This is a genomic window from Bacteroides bouchesdurhonensis (genome assembly GCF_900155865.1).
GTDB lineage: Bacteria > Bacteroidota > Bacteroidia > Bacteroidales > Bacteroidaceae > Bacteroides > Bacteroides bouchesdurhonensis.
Genome location: NZ_LT707006.1, coordinates 2,989,981 through 3,007,154 on the forward strand (window position 1 = coordinate 2,989,981; position 17,174 = coordinate 3,007,154).

17 protein-coding genes are annotated in these 17,174 nt (G+C 39.4%); 5 read left to right on the forward strand and 12 right to left on the reverse strand.

All coding sequences use genetic code 11. The features are described 5' to 3' along the window. The first annotated feature begins 105 nt into the window (after positions 1-105). Positions 106-2,973 carry a PD-(D/E)XK nuclease family protein gene (locus tag CZ225_RS12565; RefSeq protein WP_077154320.1) on the forward strand — a complete coding sequence of 956 codons (2,868 nt, stop codon included), beginning with the start codon at positions 106-108 and terminating at the stop codon, positions 2,971-2,973. Between the two features lie 104 nt (positions 2,974-3,077). Here the strand turns inward: CZ225_RS12565 and CZ225_RS23375 are convergent, their stop codons facing one another. The 6 genes from CZ225_RS23375 to CZ225_RS12590 all read right to left on the reverse strand — a co-directional run bounded on the left by CZ225_RS23375 (position 3,078) and on the right by CZ225_RS12590 (position 8,001). After that, positions 3,078-4,211, reverse strand: a complete 1,134-nt coding sequence (locus CZ225_RS23375; RefSeq protein WP_129585801.1) for a hybrid sensor histidine kinase/response regulator — start codon at positions 4,209-4,211, stop codon at positions 3,078-3,080. A gap of 24 nt (positions 4,212-4,235) precedes the next feature. Then, positions 4,236-5,165 (reverse strand): UDP-glucuronic acid decarboxylase family protein, encoded by a 930-nt coding sequence (locus CZ225_RS23380; RefSeq protein ID WP_129585802.1) that lies wholly within the window; start codon positions 5,163-5,165, stop codon positions 4,236-4,238. Between the two features lie 148 nt (positions 5,166-5,313). After that, positions 5,314-5,856 carry an IbrB-like domain-containing protein gene (locus CZ225_RS12575; RefSeq protein ID WP_077154321.1) on the reverse strand — a complete coding sequence of 181 codons (543 nt, stop codon included), beginning with the start codon at positions 5,854-5,856 and terminating at the stop codon, positions 5,314-5,316. After that, complete coding sequence (locus tag CZ225_RS12580) at positions 5,853-7,157, reverse strand: DUF3440 domain-containing protein (protein WP_077154322.1); 1,305 nt, start codon at positions 7,155-7,157, stop codon at positions 5,853-5,855. The genes CZ225_RS12575 and CZ225_RS12580 overlap by 4 nt, the downstream gene beginning before the upstream one ends. 6 nt (positions 7,158-7,163) lie before the next feature. Beyond that, a complete protein-coding gene (locus tag CZ225_RS12585; RefSeq protein WP_077154323.1) occupies positions 7,164-7,571 on the reverse strand; it encodes a hypothetical protein in 408 nt (135 codons plus the stop codon). A gap of 82 nt (positions 7,572-7,653) precedes the next feature. After that, positions 7,654-8,001 (reverse strand): hypothetical protein, encoded by a 348-nt coding sequence (locus CZ225_RS12590; protein ID WP_077154324.1) that lies wholly within the window; start codon positions 7,999-8,001, stop codon positions 7,654-7,656. A gap of 155 nt (positions 8,002-8,156) precedes the next feature. On the opposite strand from CZ225_RS12590, the gene CZ225_RS12595 reads away from it, so the two are divergent. Then, entirely contained in the window at positions 8,157-10,289 is a 2,133-nt protein-coding gene (locus CZ225_RS12595; RefSeq protein WP_077154325.1) for a VapE domain-containing protein, read from the forward strand. A 350-nt stretch (positions 10,290-10,639) separates the two neighbouring features. Here CZ225_RS12595 and CZ225_RS12600 read toward each other — a convergent pair whose 3' ends face one another. After that, positions 10,640-10,885 carry a DUF4248 domain-containing protein gene (locus CZ225_RS12600; protein ID WP_077154326.1) on the reverse strand — a complete coding sequence of 82 codons (246 nt, stop codon included), beginning with the start codon at positions 10,883-10,885 and terminating at the stop codon, positions 10,640-10,642. A 194-nt stretch (positions 10,886-11,079) separates the two neighbouring features. On the opposite strand from CZ225_RS12600, the gene CZ225_RS12605 reads away from it, so the two are divergent. The 3 genes from CZ225_RS12605 (at position 11,080) to CZ225_RS12610 (ending at position 12,211) form a co-directional block, all read left to right on the forward strand. After that, positions 11,080-11,556: an HU family DNA-binding protein gene (locus CZ225_RS12605; protein WP_077154327.1), complete on the forward strand. Its 477-nt coding sequence runs from the start codon at positions 11,080-11,082 to the stop codon at positions 11,554-11,556. A 76-nt stretch (positions 11,557-11,632) separates the two neighbouring features. Next, complete coding sequence (locus CZ225_RS23670) at positions 11,633-11,734, forward strand: smalltalk protein (protein ID WP_159441768.1); 102 nt, start codon at positions 11,633-11,635, stop codon at positions 11,732-11,734. An 18-nt stretch (positions 11,735-11,752) separates the two neighbouring features. Then, a complete protein-coding gene (locus tag CZ225_RS12610; protein ID WP_077154328.1) occupies positions 11,753-12,211 on the forward strand; it encodes an N-acetylmuramoyl-L-alanine amidase in 459 nt (152 codons plus the stop codon). A gap of 62 nt (positions 12,212-12,273) precedes the next feature. On the opposite strand, the gene CZ225_RS12615 is transcribed toward CZ225_RS12610, so the two are convergent. From CZ225_RS12615 to wecB, 5 genes are all read right to left on the reverse strand, one after another. Next, complete coding sequence (locus tag CZ225_RS12615) at positions 12,274-13,851, reverse strand: ATP-binding protein (RefSeq protein WP_077154329.1); 1,578 nt, start codon at positions 13,849-13,851, stop codon at positions 12,274-12,276. Between the two features lie 165 nt (positions 13,852-14,016). Next, a complete protein-coding gene (locus CZ225_RS12620) occupies positions 14,017-14,307 on the reverse strand; it encodes a nucleotidyltransferase family protein (RefSeq protein ID WP_077154330.1) in 291 nt (96 codons plus the stop codon). 143 nt (positions 14,308-14,450) lie between these two features. Then, positions 14,451-14,744, reverse strand: a complete 294-nt coding sequence (locus CZ225_RS12625) for a hypothetical protein (RefSeq protein ID WP_077154331.1) — start codon at positions 14,742-14,744, stop codon at positions 14,451-14,453. A gap of 27 nt (positions 14,745-14,771) precedes the next feature. Continuing rightward, positions 14,772-15,983 (reverse strand): polysaccharide biosynthesis C-terminal domain-containing protein, encoded by a 1,212-nt coding sequence (locus CZ225_RS12630; protein ID WP_077154332.1) that lies wholly within the window; start codon positions 15,981-15,983, stop codon positions 14,772-14,774. Between the two features lie 3 nt (positions 15,984-15,986). Further along, positions 15,987-17,156 carry a non-hydrolyzing UDP-N-acetylglucosamine 2-epimerase gene (gene wecB, locus CZ225_RS12635; protein ID WP_077154333.1) on the reverse strand — a complete coding sequence of 390 codons (1,170 nt, stop codon included), beginning with the start codon at positions 17,154-17,156 and terminating at the stop codon, positions 15,987-15,989. Positions 17,157-17,174: the final 18 nt, after the last annotated feature.

Here is a 17,174-nt window from a genome sequence, read left to right on the forward strand (position 1 = left end):
AAAATGGAAAACGGGAGAATTAGCAGACGGTACCAAAGTAGCTGTTAAGTATACAATTCCCGTTATGTTCAAATTACAATAAAGAATAATTTTTTTAATAATAATATGCAATCATTTCTCCAACTAGTCGCTCATGACCTGTACTCTAAAATAGGAAACGACCTGTCACGTACAGTACTCGTCTTCCCTAATAAACGTGCAAATCTATTCTTCAACGAATATCTCGCCGGTGAATCCGATCATCCTATTTGGTCACCTGCCGCTATGAGCATCAGCGACCTGTTTCAGAAAATGTCCATACAGAAAGTAGGAGACCCGATTCGTCTGGTCTGTGAACTTTATAAAGTATTCCGGGAAGAGACACAAAGCCAAGAGACATTGGATGATTTCTATTTTTGGGGAGAATTACTGATTAGTGATTTCGACGACGTAGACAAAAATATGGTGAATGCAGACAAACTATTCAGTAACCTGCAAGATCTGAAAAATCTAATGGATGATTACGACTTCCTCGATAAAGAACAAGAAGAAGCTATCAAACAGTTTTTTCAAAACTTCTCCATTGAACGACGTACTGAATTGAAGGAAAAGTTCATATCTTTATGGGATAAACTGGGCACAATCTATCATCATTATCGTAAGAATCTGGCTGAACTGGGCATTGCCTACGAAGGTATGCTCTATCGCAATGTCATCGAACAACTGGATACAGACCGATTAAAATACGACAAATATATATTTGTTGGTTTCAACGTTCTGAACAAAGTCGAAAAGGAACTTTTTATAAAGCTGAAGAATGCAGACAAAGCAATGTTCTATTGGGATTATGACCTCTTCTATACTCAGCAAATAAAAAAACATGAGGCCGGCGAATTCATTAAAAAGAACCTCAAAGATTTCCCAAATGAACTTCCGGAAAGTTATTTCGATTCTTTACGACAGCCTAAAAAGATACGTTATATCTCCACTTCTACCGAAAATGCACAAGCACGTTTCTTGCCTGAATGGATACGCAACACTTTTTCCGGCGATTATGAAGAAAAAGAAAATGCTGTAGTGCTCTGCAACGAGGCCTTGCTCCTTCCCGTCCTTCACTCTATTCCGCAAGAAGTGAAGAATGTAAATATCACTATGGGATTTCCCTTGGCGCAGACTCCGGTATATAGTTTTATCAATGCAGCTATGGAATTACAGACCAACGGTTATCGCTCAGACACCGGACGATTTACCTACGAAACTGTTTCCGCCATACTAAAACATCCCTATACCCGCCAGCTCTCCGTGCAAGCCGAATCATTGGAATGGGAACTGACAAAAACGAACCGCTTTTATCCATTTCCTTCAGAATTGAAGAAAGATGATTTTCTGGCAAACCTTTTCACTCCTCGTAGTGGAATTAAAGATCTTTGCAACTACCTTACGGAATTGATCAAAGACATCTCAGTTCTCTACCGTCAGGAAAATGAATACAAAGATATTTTCAACCAACTCTATCGGGAGTCACTTTTTCAGAGCTTCACTAAAATAAACCGCATTTATAGTTTGATAGAAAGTGGTGAACTGGAAGTGCGCACAGATACTCTAAAACGTTTGATAACGAAAGTTCTGACCGTATCTAATATTCCATTTCATGGAGAACCTGCTATCGGAATGCAAGTCATGGGAGTACTGGAAACACGTAATCTGGATTTCCGCAACCTTATCATGTTATCACTTAACGAAGGGCAATTACCCAAATCGGGAGGCGAATCTTCTTTCATTCCCTACAATCTGCGAAAAGCTTTCGGGATGACCACCATTGAACATAAAAATGCAGTATACGCATACTATTTCTACCGTCTCATTCAACGGGCAGAAAATATCACTTTACTATACAATACTTCCTCCAACGGTCTGAACCGTGGAGAATGCTCACGTTTCATGTTGCAATTTCTGGTAGAAGGACCTCACGAAATTACTATGGAATATTTAGAAGCAGGGCAGTCTCCCCAAAGTACAACAGATATTCGAATAGAAAAGACTCCTGAAGTGCTGGCACGCTTACATCACACTTACGACAGTTCCAACCCCCGCTCACTGCTCCTGTCTCCCTCGGCTCTCAATGCTTACCTCGATTGCCGATTGAGATTCTATTACCGCTATGTAGCACGCTTGAAAGTTCCCGAAGAAGTCAGTGCCGATATTGACTCCGCCCTGTTCGGAACCATCTTTCATCGTTCTGCCCAACTTGTTTATACAGATTTGACAGCTAACGGCCAAACGGTACAAAAAGACGATCTGGAAAAATTATTGCGCAACGATGTGAAATTACAAGACTATGTAGACCGTGCTTTCAAGGAAGAACTCTTCAAAGTTCCTCTGGATGAGAAACCCGAATATAATGGAGTGCAGCTTATCAACTCTAAAGTGATAGTTTCCTATCTAAAACAATTACTGAGAAATGATCTTCAATATGCCCCGTTCGAAATGATAGCAATGGAAAGCGATGTTGAAGAAAAGATGGAAATCCAGACAGCACAAGGTCCATTAACTATCCGTCTCGGAGGAACAATAGACCGTATAGACTCTAAAGATGATACCTTACGTATTGTAGACTACAAAACCGGTGGAAGCCCTAAAACTCCCATCAATATCGAGCAACTGTTTACGCCGGCAGAAACACGTCCTAACTATATCTTCCAAACTTTTTTGTACGCATCCATCATGAGCCGCCAGCAATCACTGAAAGTAGCTCCTGCACTGCTTTATATCCATCGGGCTGCTTCTGAAAGCTACTCCCCTGTTATAGAAATGGGAGAACCTCGAAAGACCAAAATACCTGTCAATAATTTCGCTTTTTTCGAAGATGAGTTTCAAGAACGGCTAAAAACATTATTGGAAGAAATCTATGATGAGAAGGAATCTTTTACGCAAACAGAAGACACCAAAAAATGCAGTTTCTGCGATTTTAAATCAATCTGCAAGAGAGGATAAGAAAAAGAAGTTGTATCAAAATGATAACCATTATCAATTTTGATACAACCTCTTTTTCCTCTTAAGGACTTGAGAAATAGTCCTTTCTATCTTAAATCTTGAAATTATCGCTGCAACAAAGGCACTGAGAAACTAAACGTAGATCCTTCTCCTTCTTTCGAAGTGAACCAGAGATCACCTCCATTCTTCACCACGAAATCCTTGCAAAGTAACAATCCCAGTCCCGATCCTTCTTCATTATTCGTACCGAAAGTACTGAAGTGTGTATCCGTATGCAGCAATTTCTTCTGATTCTCTTCATCGATGCCACAACCGGAATCCTTCACACTAACCACTGCCATGCTATCTTCTTCTGTCACAGATACCACAATCTCAGTTCCTTCATTACTAAATTTAATAGCATTACTGATCAAATTACGGATGACCGTTTTTATCATATCAATGTCAGCCCTTACTTCTACCCGGTCTGAAGAAATGTCAAGTACAATCTTTATCTGCTTCAATCCGGCTACCATATTGAAGATCTCACTCACACCTTCTATCACTTCTACCAGATTGATATCCTGATAAACCACTTTCAACTTACCGATTTGGCTTTTAGTCCATTTCAATAAATTATCAAGCAGAGAAAATACGTCTTCCGTCGTCTGATTAGCCATCGTAAGTAGTTCGTACATCTCGTCACCTATCGTCTGAGTCGGCAGGTTCAAAATCAGCATATTCAGTACCATTTTGATTGACCCCATTGGTGAACGCAAGTCATGTGCTATCACAGAATAGAGTTTATCACGTCCCATGATTGTTCTTCGTAATTCCTCTGTTTGTGCCACAATAATCCGTTTAGCAGCCACCAAAGAAATCTGGTGAGTCACACGAATAATCAGTTCTTCTTTGTTGAAAGGCTTTGAGATAAAATCATTACCCCCTACCTGAAATCCCTTTACAATATCTGCCGTACTATTCAATGCTGTAAGGAAAATAATAGGAATTTCACTCATTACCGCATCTGCCTTCATTTTTAGGGCGACCTCGAATCCACTCATGTCCGGCATCATGACATCCAGCAATACTAAATCCGGTTTTTCTTTTTCAACCTGTTCCAAAGCTTGCTGTCCATTGTTTGCCGTTACAATATTGAATTTCTCATTTGTCAAAAGCACTTTCAACAGAAGGACATTCGAAATCACGTCATCCACAATAAGGATCTTATATTCGGACGGATTTATTTCCATATTCATATTTTCGTTTTTTTTTAGATTACGTCAAATTTGTTTAAAATACTCAATCATACGTAGCAGTCCTTCTTCTAATTCGATTGTCGGTTGCCATCCCAGCTTTTCCTTTGCCAATGATATATCCGGCTGTCGTTGTCTCGGATCGTCGTGTGGTAAAGGCTTGAAAACAATCTTCGAAGCAGATCCGACTAATTGAATCACTTTCTCTGCCAATTCAAGCATTGAGAATTCGTGTGTATTTCCAATATTCACAGGACCTGTAAAATCATCCTCGGTATTCATCATTCTCACCATCCCCTCAATCATGTCATCTATATACTGGAAACTACGTGTCTGCTTGCCATCTCCATAAATAGTAATATCTTCATTTTTTAATGCTTGCGTGATAAAATTGGATACCACACGTCCATCATTTGGCAACATCCGCGGTCCATACGTATTAAATATACGGATTATTTTAACGCGAACTTTATTCTGGCGAAAATAATCCATACATAAAGTCTCCGCACAACGTTTCCCTTCGTCATAGCAAGAACGGTAACCTATCGGATTCACATTTCCCCAATAATTCTCAGGTTGTGGATGAATAGCCGGATCGCCATATACTTCGCTGGTAGAAGCCTGCAACATCTTAGCATTCACCTTCTTTGCCAATCCAAGCATATGAAAGGTTCCCAATACTGACGTTTTAGTCGTCTGAATCGGATCATATTGATAATGAACGGGAGATGCCGGACAAGCTAAATTATAGATTTCATCTACTTCGGCAAAAAAAGGAAAGGTTACGTCATGTTCTACTAACCTAAAATTAGGCTCATTCATCAAGTGCTTTATATTATCTTGAGAACCTGTGAAAAAGTTATCCAAGCATATAACATAATGACCTTCCTTTATGAGTCGTGTACAAAGATGAGAACCTATGAAACCAGCCCCACCGCTTACCAATATTCTCTTCATTTTTACTACTTTTTAGCTTCTCTGTTTTGTTTACTGAATACAAATATAACCACTTTACCCTTAATATGCAAATTAAACAATCAAAAATAGTTGTGATTTCCGAAACAACTCTCGTTGGCAGATCTTGATTGCAAAAAGGGATACAAAATTAATATGATTTTCTTTCTGTTTCTGTAGGAGCCACTTCATCTGGAATACTAAATTCATGATTCGCAAACAAGTCTGCTAATCCGGAAATCTGCTTCAAGCGTAACAATTCGTCACGATCCATACCTATGTTTTTCATTATCCATTGATCGGACATACCAGCTTTATCCAATTCAGCAACAATATGACACATCAACTCGATATTATGCATTCCTCGTGCACGATTGTGCCGGATCGTTGAACTCATTCGGTTCGATAAATCCTTATCGATTACTACGATCGGAAGCAAGCCATTCTCGCGTTGGTAAATACGCTTTGAAGTTTTCAATACCGTATAGCGGTGATAACCATCCACCAGGATGTAACGGTCTTCCTCTTTATTATAATAGCACACACAAGGCATTGTAAATCCATCTTCCCAGATCGACAACTCCAGCAACTTCATTTCAGGAGGTGCAACCACATTGGGGTTATAATCATTTGCAAATACTTTCTCTACAGGTACAGCTTTTACCCCATAAACCGGACTTTTATCTACACTCATGATACTATAATTCTATATTGTTCCATAATTTGACTTCTTTTACTCATCTCTTCCTTTGTCGGAGAGAATCCCATGTACTTACAAGCATGATCATTCTTCAGAATACAGATACACATCCGTTTATAAGTAGGTATCTCCCGGAATTCCGGAATATCAATATCTTCCTGATACTCCATACGTACGGGTTTCTTCAGGGTTTTATAATTACTGTTATCCATCACAATGATAGGCACTTTGGCATCAATCAACTTCTTAATCGTCGCATCACTCAGACAGCCTCCCTTAGTCCGCCAAAAGTTTACACTCACCGACAACTTCCGAAGATAATTCTTGCGCGCACGTTCCGGCAAGGTAGACAATAAGAAATACATAAATTCACGCCAGGTATATCCCTCCGGCAGTTTCACAGACTGCCATCCCATAGCGTGCGTACCACCATACATACCGGTAAAGTTCACTCCATTGACACGTCCGATCATTTTTCCCCAGGTATTAGGGTCGAGCACCCGATAAAGTGCCAGACTCTCTTGTGCTTCATTGATAAACGGGCTCGCTACACGCTGACGTTCCAAATTTACTCCGGCACGATAATAAAGGTCATACAATGTATTATAATCCCATTTGAATTTCCCATTAGCCGTCCAGACATCTGTTGTTTTCCAGTCAAAAATAGGATATGCATTATAAATATCACATCCCACTTTCGACGTCCACTTATATTTATGATACATTTGGAATTTCCGGCTCATATAAATACACCTCCAGCGATTGAAACTCTCTTGTGTACGAATTCCAATCAGACAGCAGGTACGTACTGCGTCTTTTTTATCATGTATCCATTGGGCAAAACGCATTTGGAATTCATAATCCCACATCGTAGTATTATAAAAAGGGAAATCATCCTTAGTCAAAGCCCCTTTGGGCATAGGACGTACCCACAAATCCTTTTTGCTTTCTTCCCAAGGACGCCAGAATGATTGATACATTGACGTACAAGTTGATACGCGGAAAGGTACACACACACGATATACGTCCAGAATATCTTTATTAGCTTCCAATATCCGGTCTACATAATCAATGGTCATTTTATACTGGATCTCATAATCCATATGAAAAACGCTTAAACGCACTTTCAGATTGTTCCGCCGAATATAATCAATGCACATATTCAATAATATCCCGCTATCTTTACCTCCTGAGAAAGATACATACACATTATCAAATTCGTTAAATATCATCCTCAGACGCTCTTGCGCCAATTCATATACATTTTTCGTTCCTGCAATTTTCTTATTCCCCATAATCAGTTATCTAAACATTTTCACATATCGTGTCCATTTCATGTCAACAGGTGCAAATTCGAATTTTTCGAAAGTCGCTTTATCTTGTATCAATGTCACCGAGTTGAGCATCCAACCTTCAGATACAAACTCTTTCATTATAGCAGGCAACAGCATACACAATATCTCATCCCGTCTTTTGGCTTCCGCTGCTATATAATAATTATTGATTACCGCTCTTTTCCCACCCTTTTGTTCCACCGGAATAAAGCCGATGATTTCCCGGTTCTCAAAAGCGACGAACCACACAAAATTATCGTTCGTCTTAAACGGATAATTATTATTTGCACGTATCACTTCCGGATCCATCACCAAAGGTGCCAAAAGCCGATATAGTTGTTTGTCTTTTCCTTTTAACTGTATTACCTGTATCATAGCATTTTAAATAGATAGACAAAAGTAAAGAAAAAAATCTTTGTGTTAGCATAATTGCGAATAAAACATTTATTTTAAGCAATTAATCTACGTGTAGCACAACTATTTCGCTTTTTCCGACTTGTTTATGAGTACGTTTATCGACCAAGGTGATTGCAATTTCTTCATTTTTAGCGATAGCTTCTATTACCATCTCCAAAATTTTACTCTCTTCTACTTTTATCCCCCTGAATTCTAGCAAATAAAGATAAAAGTGACGATAACTCTCTACTGACTTGTTTTTTCCATGCATCAAAGCACACACTTTAGCCGGGCCAAACTGAAGCTCAGCCTGAAGTTCGCGATTATCGACATGAGATTTTCCATCGTTCGACAACATTTTGTTAATAACTTGGATTTCATCACACAATTTTTCTTTTTCTGTTTCCATTTTTTTAAGATTTTACATAATTATATTTTATCTAATGATTTTATTTTGTTCTTGTTACCATTTTCGGTAACAAGAACAATTTTTTTCATTTTAATTTTGCCGCTGCAAAGCTGGAAACACCAGCTTCATTTTAACTATTAAAATGCGATCAAAAAATGAACGCTTTAGAATTCAACAACAAAATTAGTCTATTCCGAGGAGGAATGAAAAGTAAAACCACTGAAATTGTTACGATGGAAGATATTTTCCATCTGATCGCCGGCAGTACTCTGCACGACGTCACTGAGAAATGTCATTACTTTGCCTCCGCCCACCTAAAGAAAGACCTGGACAGGGAAAAGCAAAAAGCCATGTGTTTCACTCCATCCATGATTTGCAACGCCGGACATGGAACTAGCAATTTCATCAGCGGTACAGGCCGCGGTATGGTCGATTTCGATGATCTTTTGATAGAAACAATTTTTCCAGCAATGGAATTACTTCGAAAAGATCCCTATGTAGAACTAGCCCACACCACAATCTCCGGAACAGGCATACGCATCATTTACCAGACAGACATAACGGACATTGCCGATCATCCTTATGCCTATGTTCAAGGCAATGAATATTTTGCGCGTCTCCTTGGTTTCACAACGGATGCACGCTGCAAGGATTATACCCGATGTAGCGTAATGTGCGAAGATCCGAATGTATATTTCAATCCCGATGCACAAGTGATGCATATTGAAATCCCTTCAAAAAAAGAGAAAGAAAAAACAAAAATACCCAAAAAAGTAGGACGTCCCCGAAAGATATATTCTGCCACAGTCAATCAGGTGGAAAGTACTGTGCTTGACGAACTGGCACGTCAGGGAAAAGAGTATACGGAAGGACGCTACAATGAGTACGTTTCGTCCGCTCTTTACCTGATGAATGACTTCGGCGTCAGCGAAGAAGAAGCCTGCGATTGGGCAGTCAACCGCTTCAATGACTATCATTCTTCGGAAGTCACTTCTATCTGCCACTCTGTTTATCTGCATACCGGCGAACACGGAAAACGCTCTTTGCCCCGCTCCTCTTCTTCCTCATCCGGAGACAAAGGATCTGAATCTCACTATGCATCTGTAGAAGAACTGGAAGATTATATAGATACGCAAGCCAAAGTTCGTCTTAATCTGTTCAACCACCGTCGGGAAGTTCACATGCTGGATGAAAAAGAATTTCGCCCCCTGACCGATATTGATGAAAACACCCTCTGGCTTCGTGCCAAAAAAGTCGGGCTCCACACCTCCAACCGAATATTTACCAGTATCCTCAATTCTGAATACATCGACAGTTACCATCCTTTCCGGAGTTATATAGAGAGCCTTCCCGAATGGGATGGGGTGACCGACTATATTTCCCAAGTCGCTGATCTTGTAGAAACAAACGATCCCGTTTATTTCCGATGGATTTTCAAAAAATGGTTTGTCGGAGTAGTAGGGTCTATTCTCGACCCTGACATCATCAATCACGAGATCCTGACTTTCATCGGTAAAGAAGGTATTTATAAAACCACCTTCTTCAATCTACTGCTCCCATCCTGTTTGCGAATGTATTTCTGTGCTAAAATCAGTGGTAGTTCTCCCCAGAAAGATGACCTGCTCGCCATTTCTGAGTTCATGTTAATCTGTCTGGAAGAGATAGACAGCATGAGCGCGGAAACCATGAACCAGATCAAAGCCAGTGTTACACTGCCTACCGTAAATATTCGTGCTCCATACGCCCATAATCGTGAATACCGTGCCCATAACAGCTCTTTCTGTGCTACGGGTAATAATCGTTATTATCTGCCTGAAGGAGATAACCGTCGCTGGCTTTCCATCTATGTACTTAGCATCAATGGTCCCCGTTTATCATCGATTCCTTATGAAGGTCTATATGCACAAGCCATATCGCTTTTCCATTCTCATTTCCGGTACTGGTTCGACGATGAAGAAACACAAGAAGTTGTTGCACATAACAAGCTGTTTAAGGAACCTAATATTGAGGAAGAGCTTCTAATGGATCATTATCGCATTCCCCGTCTCGGAGAAACGCCTAAACTTCTTTCATTAGCTCAAATCATGCTTACTATCAATTTGGGACTGAAACACCCTCTTTCCCGTGTCAAGCTTCGGCAAGCATTAGACAAACTGGGATTCCGGCACACTCGTACTAACCAGATCAGGGGATTCCTGGTGATGGAACTTACCAGAGAAGAAATCGAGGAGCGGCAACGGCTTAAAGCTTCTGAATGGGAAGAGTTCCAGACAGAGATCCAATTCTAAATCACTCATTATCAAACATCTGTGACGAAGTGACACTAGTGACTATAGTTTTTGGAGTATATATAAAGGAGAAATTAAATATTCTATTTAGATAAAGAAAAAAGTAATATTAATTATTTTCCTATATATAAATAATATATCGGGGTGAAAAAACGTCACTACTGTCACTTCTTAGAATTTGAATGTTTAAAAATGACTGTATATTCGAATTCAATTGACCGTAGAATTGAGTTCAATTGACCGTATGTTTGAACCAAATCAAGCGGTCAATCTGGTTCAAATGACCGTATCTTTATGGAAAAATGACCGCATCTTCATACCCAAAGAAGCGGTCATTTTTTCTATGTTTGCTATTGCTCCATCCTGTATCCATCCGGTTCCCCCAGGAAGTGGACGATTAACCGTACTTCCCTTGCACTGAACATTTTCAGTTTCGGATGAAAATCCACTGCCGTAAGTTCTTCCATCAGAGGAAGGCAATTGCGCATCCACCGGCGTAGCTTCGCTACTGATACTGGATCACTGAGTTTTGGAAAATACATCTTTGCCAATTCCACTTTATCATAGCATCTCACATAAAATTTCACTTCTTCCATTGAGGCTCTATCTTTATTGTTTAATGCTATAAAGTTACTGTTTTTATCACTAAAATGCAAGCTATTCAGTCAATATATATGACTATAGTTCAATGTCGTTCAATGACGTCCACTCCCCCATCCGGATGATGTATCTTTGCTGTGTAATCGGTTACCAATTAGTGTTCTTAATTAAAAATTTAAATCAATTATTTATGTCACAGATGTATGTCGTGGTAGAGCGGAAAAATCCGTTGAAGCCACAAAATGGAGCTAAGTTTTACGCAATCGCACGTAGTGCACGTAGAGTAAGTACAGATGAAGTAATCAAACGTATTTCCGAACGTTCATCCTATTCAATAGGCGAACTTAACGGTTGTATCACCGAGTTTTTACTGGAAATCAAGAATCAGTTGGAATTGGGGAATATCGTTCAGATGGGTGATCTGGGTAGCTTCCGTGTAACGATCGTTACAGGCAATGCCACTGAGACGGCTAAGGAGTTCAAGGCGACCACTTGTATCAAGAAATCACGTGTACGCTTCAATCCGGGAGAAATGCTCAAGGATATGTGTAAGGCAATGAAGTATTCACTGTTCAAGGCGGAGAAAGAGGAAGGTGAAGAAGCCGCTGATCCGGAACCGGATAAAAAACCGGATGATGGTGGAGAATCTCCGGACCCGACACTATAATAGTCTGATTGTTCAGTTCAGTAATCAGTGTGTTGCGTATATGTATTAAGTAATATTCAATCAAAATTATCAAATTATGAAAAAGTCTATTTGGAAGCAAATTCTACAAATTATCATTACGGTAGCTACTTCTATTGTATCTGCTCTGGGAGTAACGTCGTGTGTAGGACATTTTTAACGACGGTGAGGTAAGCATATGAAAAAATTGAAAGAATTTCCTCACAGTGAGGAATATGTTCCCCGAAGTATTCAGTATATCGTCGTGCATTGCAGTGCTACTCGTGTGAACATTCCTTTTACGGAAGAGCAATTGCTTCAATGTCATCTGCAACGTGGCTTCAAATGCATTGGTTATCATTTTTATGTCACTAAAGATGGTATGCTACATCACACTCGCCCCATGAGTGAAATCGGAGCTCATGCACTAGGTTTCAATCTTCACAGTTTAGCTATTTGTTATGAAGGTGGATTGGATGAAGATGGGAAACCGGCTGATACACGAACGGCTCAACAACGCGAAACGCTTCGGCGGGTGCTGGGAGAATTGAAACAGTTGTATCCCGAGGCTAAGATTGTAGGGCATTATCAGTTGAGTGGAGATGTACACAAGGCTTGTCCCTGCTTTGATGCAAGGAAGGAGTATGAGGATTTATAGTTAATATTTTGGTATATATGGTGAAGGCGGCCAATTGGCCGCCTTCACTTATTCAGATTTATTTAGACCACCTGATTATTCTCAATTATCCAATCACTTAACGTACAGCATTCACTATCAAAATTAATAGCTACTTTCACTATCGGCAGTCCACACAAAGCGAAACGTTCGGGGTAATCCTTCAGATTAATCTGTTCCATGGCAGTTGTCGCATCTTTGTCTAGCTTCAATTCCATTATATATAAAGTAGTTTTGGTGCGCAACACCATATCCACACGACCGCGGGAAGTACGCACTTCGACGTCCACATAATACCCCAGCAGGCTAAAAATGATATAGAAAACCTGTTGATAATGTCCCTCATATTTGGTGTTATCACATTGAGGAATCGTAGACAGGAAAGTTTGCAAGCGACGTAAAGCCGCATCTATATCACCATTGCGAATATCACGGGAAATAAACGCTACCATATTTGTCGTCTCCCGTGTATTATTCGTAACATAATAAGGCAACAGGCTTCTCATCAGCCCTATCCTTACTTCCTTATTAGGAATATCCAAAGTATACAAATCCAACTCTTTATCATAATCCTTTATTGTGATATATCCGCTTTGGTATAGTAAAGGCGTAATATTCGTCATCATCTCAGTAGGAGCATCAAACTCCTCCGCTACTGCAAAAATTCTACCTATCCCAGAAGGTTCCACACCAAACTTATTCAACATCTTTATCAAATAAGTCGGTGTACCGCTACCGAACCAATAAGAATTTAACTTTTTATCGGCAAAGGCATTTAATAAGCTGAAAGGATTATAAATATCCGGAGAGGGATAAGTAAAATGATAGCCATCATAATTCTCCTGTAACTTTTCCAAAGCTTCTTCAAAAGAAATATCCATATTATCTGCCAGTGACTGAACATCTTCTTTCATTTGCGAACGTATCTCCTCTTCCGTAATTCCGCATATTGCCGCATAAGGAGCATCCATACTGATGTTCTTAATATTATTCAGTTCACTGAATATACTCAACTGAGAGAATTTGGTGATACCAGTCAAAAAGACATAACGCAAATAAGGGTCACAAGCTTTCAAAGGGCTATAAAAATTACGCATTACGTTACGTAATACATCCAGATTCTCACGCTCATGCACGACATCTAGTAAAGGGGCATCATATTCATCAATAAGAACGACGACTTTTTGTCCTGTCTGCTCATAAGCACGTTTAATCAGATTGTTTAATCGTAAATTAGCATCCACGCCCACCATATTATTTATATTGTAAGAACGTTCGTATTCCGTAAGCATAAAATCTAAAAGACTTTCCAACCGATCTTTATCCACATGCTTTGCTGTACTCATATCAAAATGCAACACCGGATACTCTATCCATTCCTTCTCCAGTTTCTCCATCGCCAAACCTTGAAACAGGTCCTTACGACCGGAAAAATAACTATGTATGGTAGAAGTTAACAATGATTTACCGAAACGACGCGGACGACTCAAAAATAGGTACTTAGGAGAAGAATGCGTCATGTGGTAAACGTATTCTGTCTTATCAATATAGAGGTAATTTTCCTCACGAATCTCCGAAAAAGTCTGTATACCGACAGGGTATAATCTCTTTAAATCTTCCATAACTATCTGAATGTTTTCACAAAGCTACAAAAAAATACGGGATTGCCCCATTAACTGAAAGAGTTTATCATAGTTAGTGCAGGAACAACAAATACAAATTATACGAATTCACCAGGAAGACTGAAAAGTTATTGAGTGCTTACGTATGAAGATTTGTGATGAGGTTTAGATATAGATCGCATCTTTTAATATGTTTTTTTTAAAGGAATCACGCAAGTTTTCCCTAAAATTTACTATATCAATTTTAAAGTTCGTCAATTGCTCCAATTCTTCTTTTATTTTTTCCAAAGTAAAAAAATCCGATTCTTGCAATGAAACAAATACATCTAAATCACTTGCTTCATCCTGTTGATTACGTGCAAATGAACCAAATATTCCAAGAGATTTTATCCCATATTTATGAGCAGAATCCATCTTGAATTTTTTTAAGATATTAATAACTTCCGCTGTATTCATTATAATTGATTGATTTAATCACATGTCTATTGCAAAGAAACAAATTTAATTTTGTTTTTCCTAATGTAAACACTCAATTACTTTCTTCCTATTAGATATCAGCGATTTAACCTCGTTGATATTTTCAAATTTAACACTTTAGATTACTTCTTATACCAACGCTCAAAATGAGAATAGACAATGCAATGTATCTGACAATAATTAACTATCGAAATACCTTGCTTAGCTCCATCTCTTTGGTACTTTTCAAAGAGAGACTTAGAATCAATCGACTCGCTCATTTGCCGATACGGATCAGAAGTGATCCCAACTACTCCTTGTTTCAATGAGAAGTCAACAGCCGCTTTCCCATCCGCCTTGTCCTCTATAAACCAAGAAAAGGAAGGATCAATTGCCTTCCTTTTCAGTTTGAGTATAATATCTTGCTCTTTATTCATATACAAGACCCATGGGTTATAAAGGGGCTACTTCTCCACAAGATCAAAGAATGTGTCAGGACGATTTGCATCAAATATTTCATTGCAATACATCACAGTCACCAAGTTCTCTGTTTCTGAGAGATTTATGATATTGTGAGTATATCCAGGAAGCATGATGACACTCTGAATGTTGTCACCACTTACCTCATAATTAAGAATCTCACCCTCTGGATCTTTTTCATTGCGAAGCTGAATCAAACCATGCCCACTTACAACGATAAACAGCTCCCACTTGGTATGGTGCCAATGCTGTCCCTTTGTTATTCCAGGCTTAGAGATATTGATACTTACCTGACCACAATTTAATGTATGAACGAGTTCTGTAAATGAACCACGCTCATCCTTATTCATCTTCAAATCAAAGACGGCTTTCTCTTTAGGAAGATAACTGAGGTATGTGCTATAGAGTTTCTTTGCAAATGAATTTGCTGGAATCTCAGGAATCATCAATGTCTTTGGCATTTCTGCAAATGAATGTAGCAGATCTACAATCTCACCAAGCTTTACCTTGTGAGTGGTAGGAACATAGCAATAACGTCCATCAGCAGTTGGAACTGTTTCCACACCATCAAACTCACAACGATGACTCTCACCCTTCAATGCGCCAATCATCTCGTCTACGAAATCATCCACATAGAGGAGTTCCATATCAACATTAGGATCGTTCACCTGAATTGGGAGATCATTAGCAATATTGTTGCAGAAAGTAGCCACAGCAGAGTTATAGTTTGGACGACACCATTTACCAAAGAGATTTGGGAAGCGATACACCAAAACCTGCGCACCAGTCTCCTTGCCATATTCAAACATAAGTTCTTCGCCAGCCTTCTTACTTCTTCCATATTCGCTATTACCAAAGCGACCAGCAAGAGTAGCCTGAATAGAACTACTAATCATCACGGGGCAGTTGTTCTTATGCGCCTTAAGCGTATTGAGCAATGTGGTTGCAAAACCAAAGTTGCCCTTCATAAACTCCTCTGGATCCTTTGGGCGATTCACACCCGCAAGATTAAAGACAAAGTCACAATCTGCACACCACTGATCCAACTCCTCTGGAGTAGAATCAATGTCGTATTCATATACAGCATCTATGGTAAGGTGGTCATAACAACGAGCCTTACCATCTTTGATATTTATTAATTGTGAGCAAAGATTCTTACCAACAAAGCCCTTTGCACCAGTTACAAGAATTTTCATTATTTAGATCTCCTTACGCCAAACCATCTTGTTAACTACACCCACATAACTCTGTATGATCTTAACAACCTTTGTACTTACGTTCTCATCAGTATAAACAGGAACAGGTGTACCGAAGTCACCATCTTTGACAAGCTCTACAGCTGTATCAACAGCCTGAAGCAAGCCTTTCTCATCAATACCAGAGAGGATGAATCCGGCTTTATCCAAAGACTCAGGACGCTCTGTAGATGTTCGGATACATATTGCAGGGAAAGGATGGCCTACACTTGTGAAGAATGAAGATTCCTCAGGAAGTGTACCTGAATCAGAAACTACAGCAAATGCATTCATCTGCAAACAGTTGTAATCATGGAAGCCAAGAGGATCGTGCATGATCACACGCTCATCCAATTTGAATCCAGTACTTTCCAAACGCTTGCGTGAACGTGGATGACAAGAATAGAGAATTGGCATATCGTACTTTTCAGCCATCTTATTAATAGCTGTAAAGAGAGAAGTAAAGTTCTTCTCAGTATCTATGTTCTCTTCACGATGAGCAGAAAGTAGGATGTACTTACCCTTTGTCAATCCAAGACGCAGGTGAACATCACTGTCCTCAATATCAGCCAAGTTTTGATGTAGTACCTCTGCCATTGGAGAACCGGTGACGTATGTACGTTCTTTTGGGAGACCAGTATCAGCCAAATATCTACGAGCGTGCTCAGAATATGCCATGTTCACATCTGAAATGATGTCAACAATTCTACGGTTTGTCTCCTCTGGCAGACACTCATCTTTGCAACGGTTACCAGCTTCCATGTGGAAGATTGGAATGTGCAAACGCTTAGCACCAATTACACTCAAACAACTATTGGTATCACCCAATACAAGAACTGCGTCAGGTTTTGTTTCTACCATTACCTTGTAGCTCTTGTCGATGATATTACCCATAGTAGAACCGAGATCATCACCTACAGCCTCCATATAAATCTCTGGATCAGCAAGTTTCAGATCCTTAAAGAAAACACCATTGAGATTATAGTCATAATTCTGTCCTGTATGCGCCAAAAGTACATCAAAGTACTTACGGCACTTATTGATGACAGCTGCCAATCGAATAATTTCCGGGCGGGTTCCTACAATAATGAGGAGCTTTAACTTTCCATTGTCTTTAAAATGCTTTACTTCCATTTTAATATATTGTTTTTA

Excerpts from the sequence above, each read along its gene's own strand:
- wecB (WP_077154333.1), bottom strand. The coding sequence starts at position 17,156 with ATGGAAGTAAAGCATTTTAAAGACAATGGAAAGTTAAAGCTCCTCATT.
- CZ225_RS12610 (WP_077154328.1), top strand. The coding sequence starts at position 11,753 with ATGAAAAAATTGAAAGAATTTCCTCACAGTGAGGAATATGTTCCCCGA.
- CZ225_RS12625 (WP_077154331.1), bottom strand. The coding sequence starts at position 14,744 with ATGAATAAAGAGCAAGATATTATACTCAAACTGAAAAGGAAGGCAATT.
- CZ225_RS23375 (WP_129585801.1), bottom strand. The coding sequence starts at position 4,211 with ATGAATATGGAAATAAATCCGTCCGAATATAAGATCCTTATTGTGGAT.
- CZ225_RS23380 (WP_129585802.1), bottom strand. The coding sequence starts at position 5,165 with ATGAAGAGAATATTGGTAAGCGGTGGGGCTGGTTTCATAGGTTCTCAT.
- CZ225_RS12630 (WP_077154332.1), bottom strand. The coding sequence starts at position 15,983 with ATGAAAATTCTTGTAACTGGTGCAAAGGGCTTTGTTGGTAAGAATCTT.
- CZ225_RS12580 (WP_077154322.1), bottom strand. The coding sequence starts at position 7,157 with ATGGGGAATAAGAAAATTGCAGGAACGAAAAATGTATATGAATTGGCG.
- CZ225_RS12615 (WP_077154329.1), bottom strand. The coding sequence starts at position 13,851 with ATGGAAGATTTAAAGAGATTATACCCTGTCGGTATACAGACTTTTTCG.
- CZ225_RS12600 (WP_077154326.1), bottom strand. The coding sequence starts at position 10,885 with ATGGAAGAAGTGAAATTTTATGTGAGATGCTATGATAAAGTGGAATTG.
- CZ225_RS12620 (WP_077154330.1), bottom strand. The coding sequence starts at position 14,307 with ATGAATACAGCGGAAGTTATTAATATCTTAAAAAAATTCAAGATGGAT.
- CZ225_RS12605 (WP_077154327.1), top strand. The coding sequence starts at position 11,080 with ATGTCACAGATGTATGTCGTGGTAGAGCGGAAAAATCCGTTGAAGCCA.
- CZ225_RS12595 (WP_077154325.1), top strand. The coding sequence starts at position 8,157 with ATGAACGCTTTAGAATTCAACAACAAAATTAGTCTATTCCGAGGAGGA.
- CZ225_RS12590 (WP_077154324.1), bottom strand. The coding sequence starts at position 8,001 with ATGGAAACAGAAAAAGAAAAATTGTGTGATGAAATCCAAGTTATTAAC.
- CZ225_RS12575 (WP_077154321.1), bottom strand. The coding sequence starts at position 5,856 with ATGAGTGTAGATAAAAGTCCGGTTTATGGGGTAAAAGCTGTACCTGTA.
- CZ225_RS12565 (WP_077154320.1), top strand. The coding sequence starts at position 106 with ATGCAATCATTTCTCCAACTAGTCGCTCATGACCTGTACTCTAAAATA.
- CZ225_RS23670 (WP_159441768.1), top strand. The coding sequence starts at position 11,633 with ATGAAAAAGTCTATTTGGAAGCAAATTCTACAAATTATCATTACGGTA.
- CZ225_RS12585 (WP_077154323.1), bottom strand. The coding sequence starts at position 7,571 with ATGATACAGGTAATACAGTTAAAAGGAAAAGACAAACAACTATATCGG.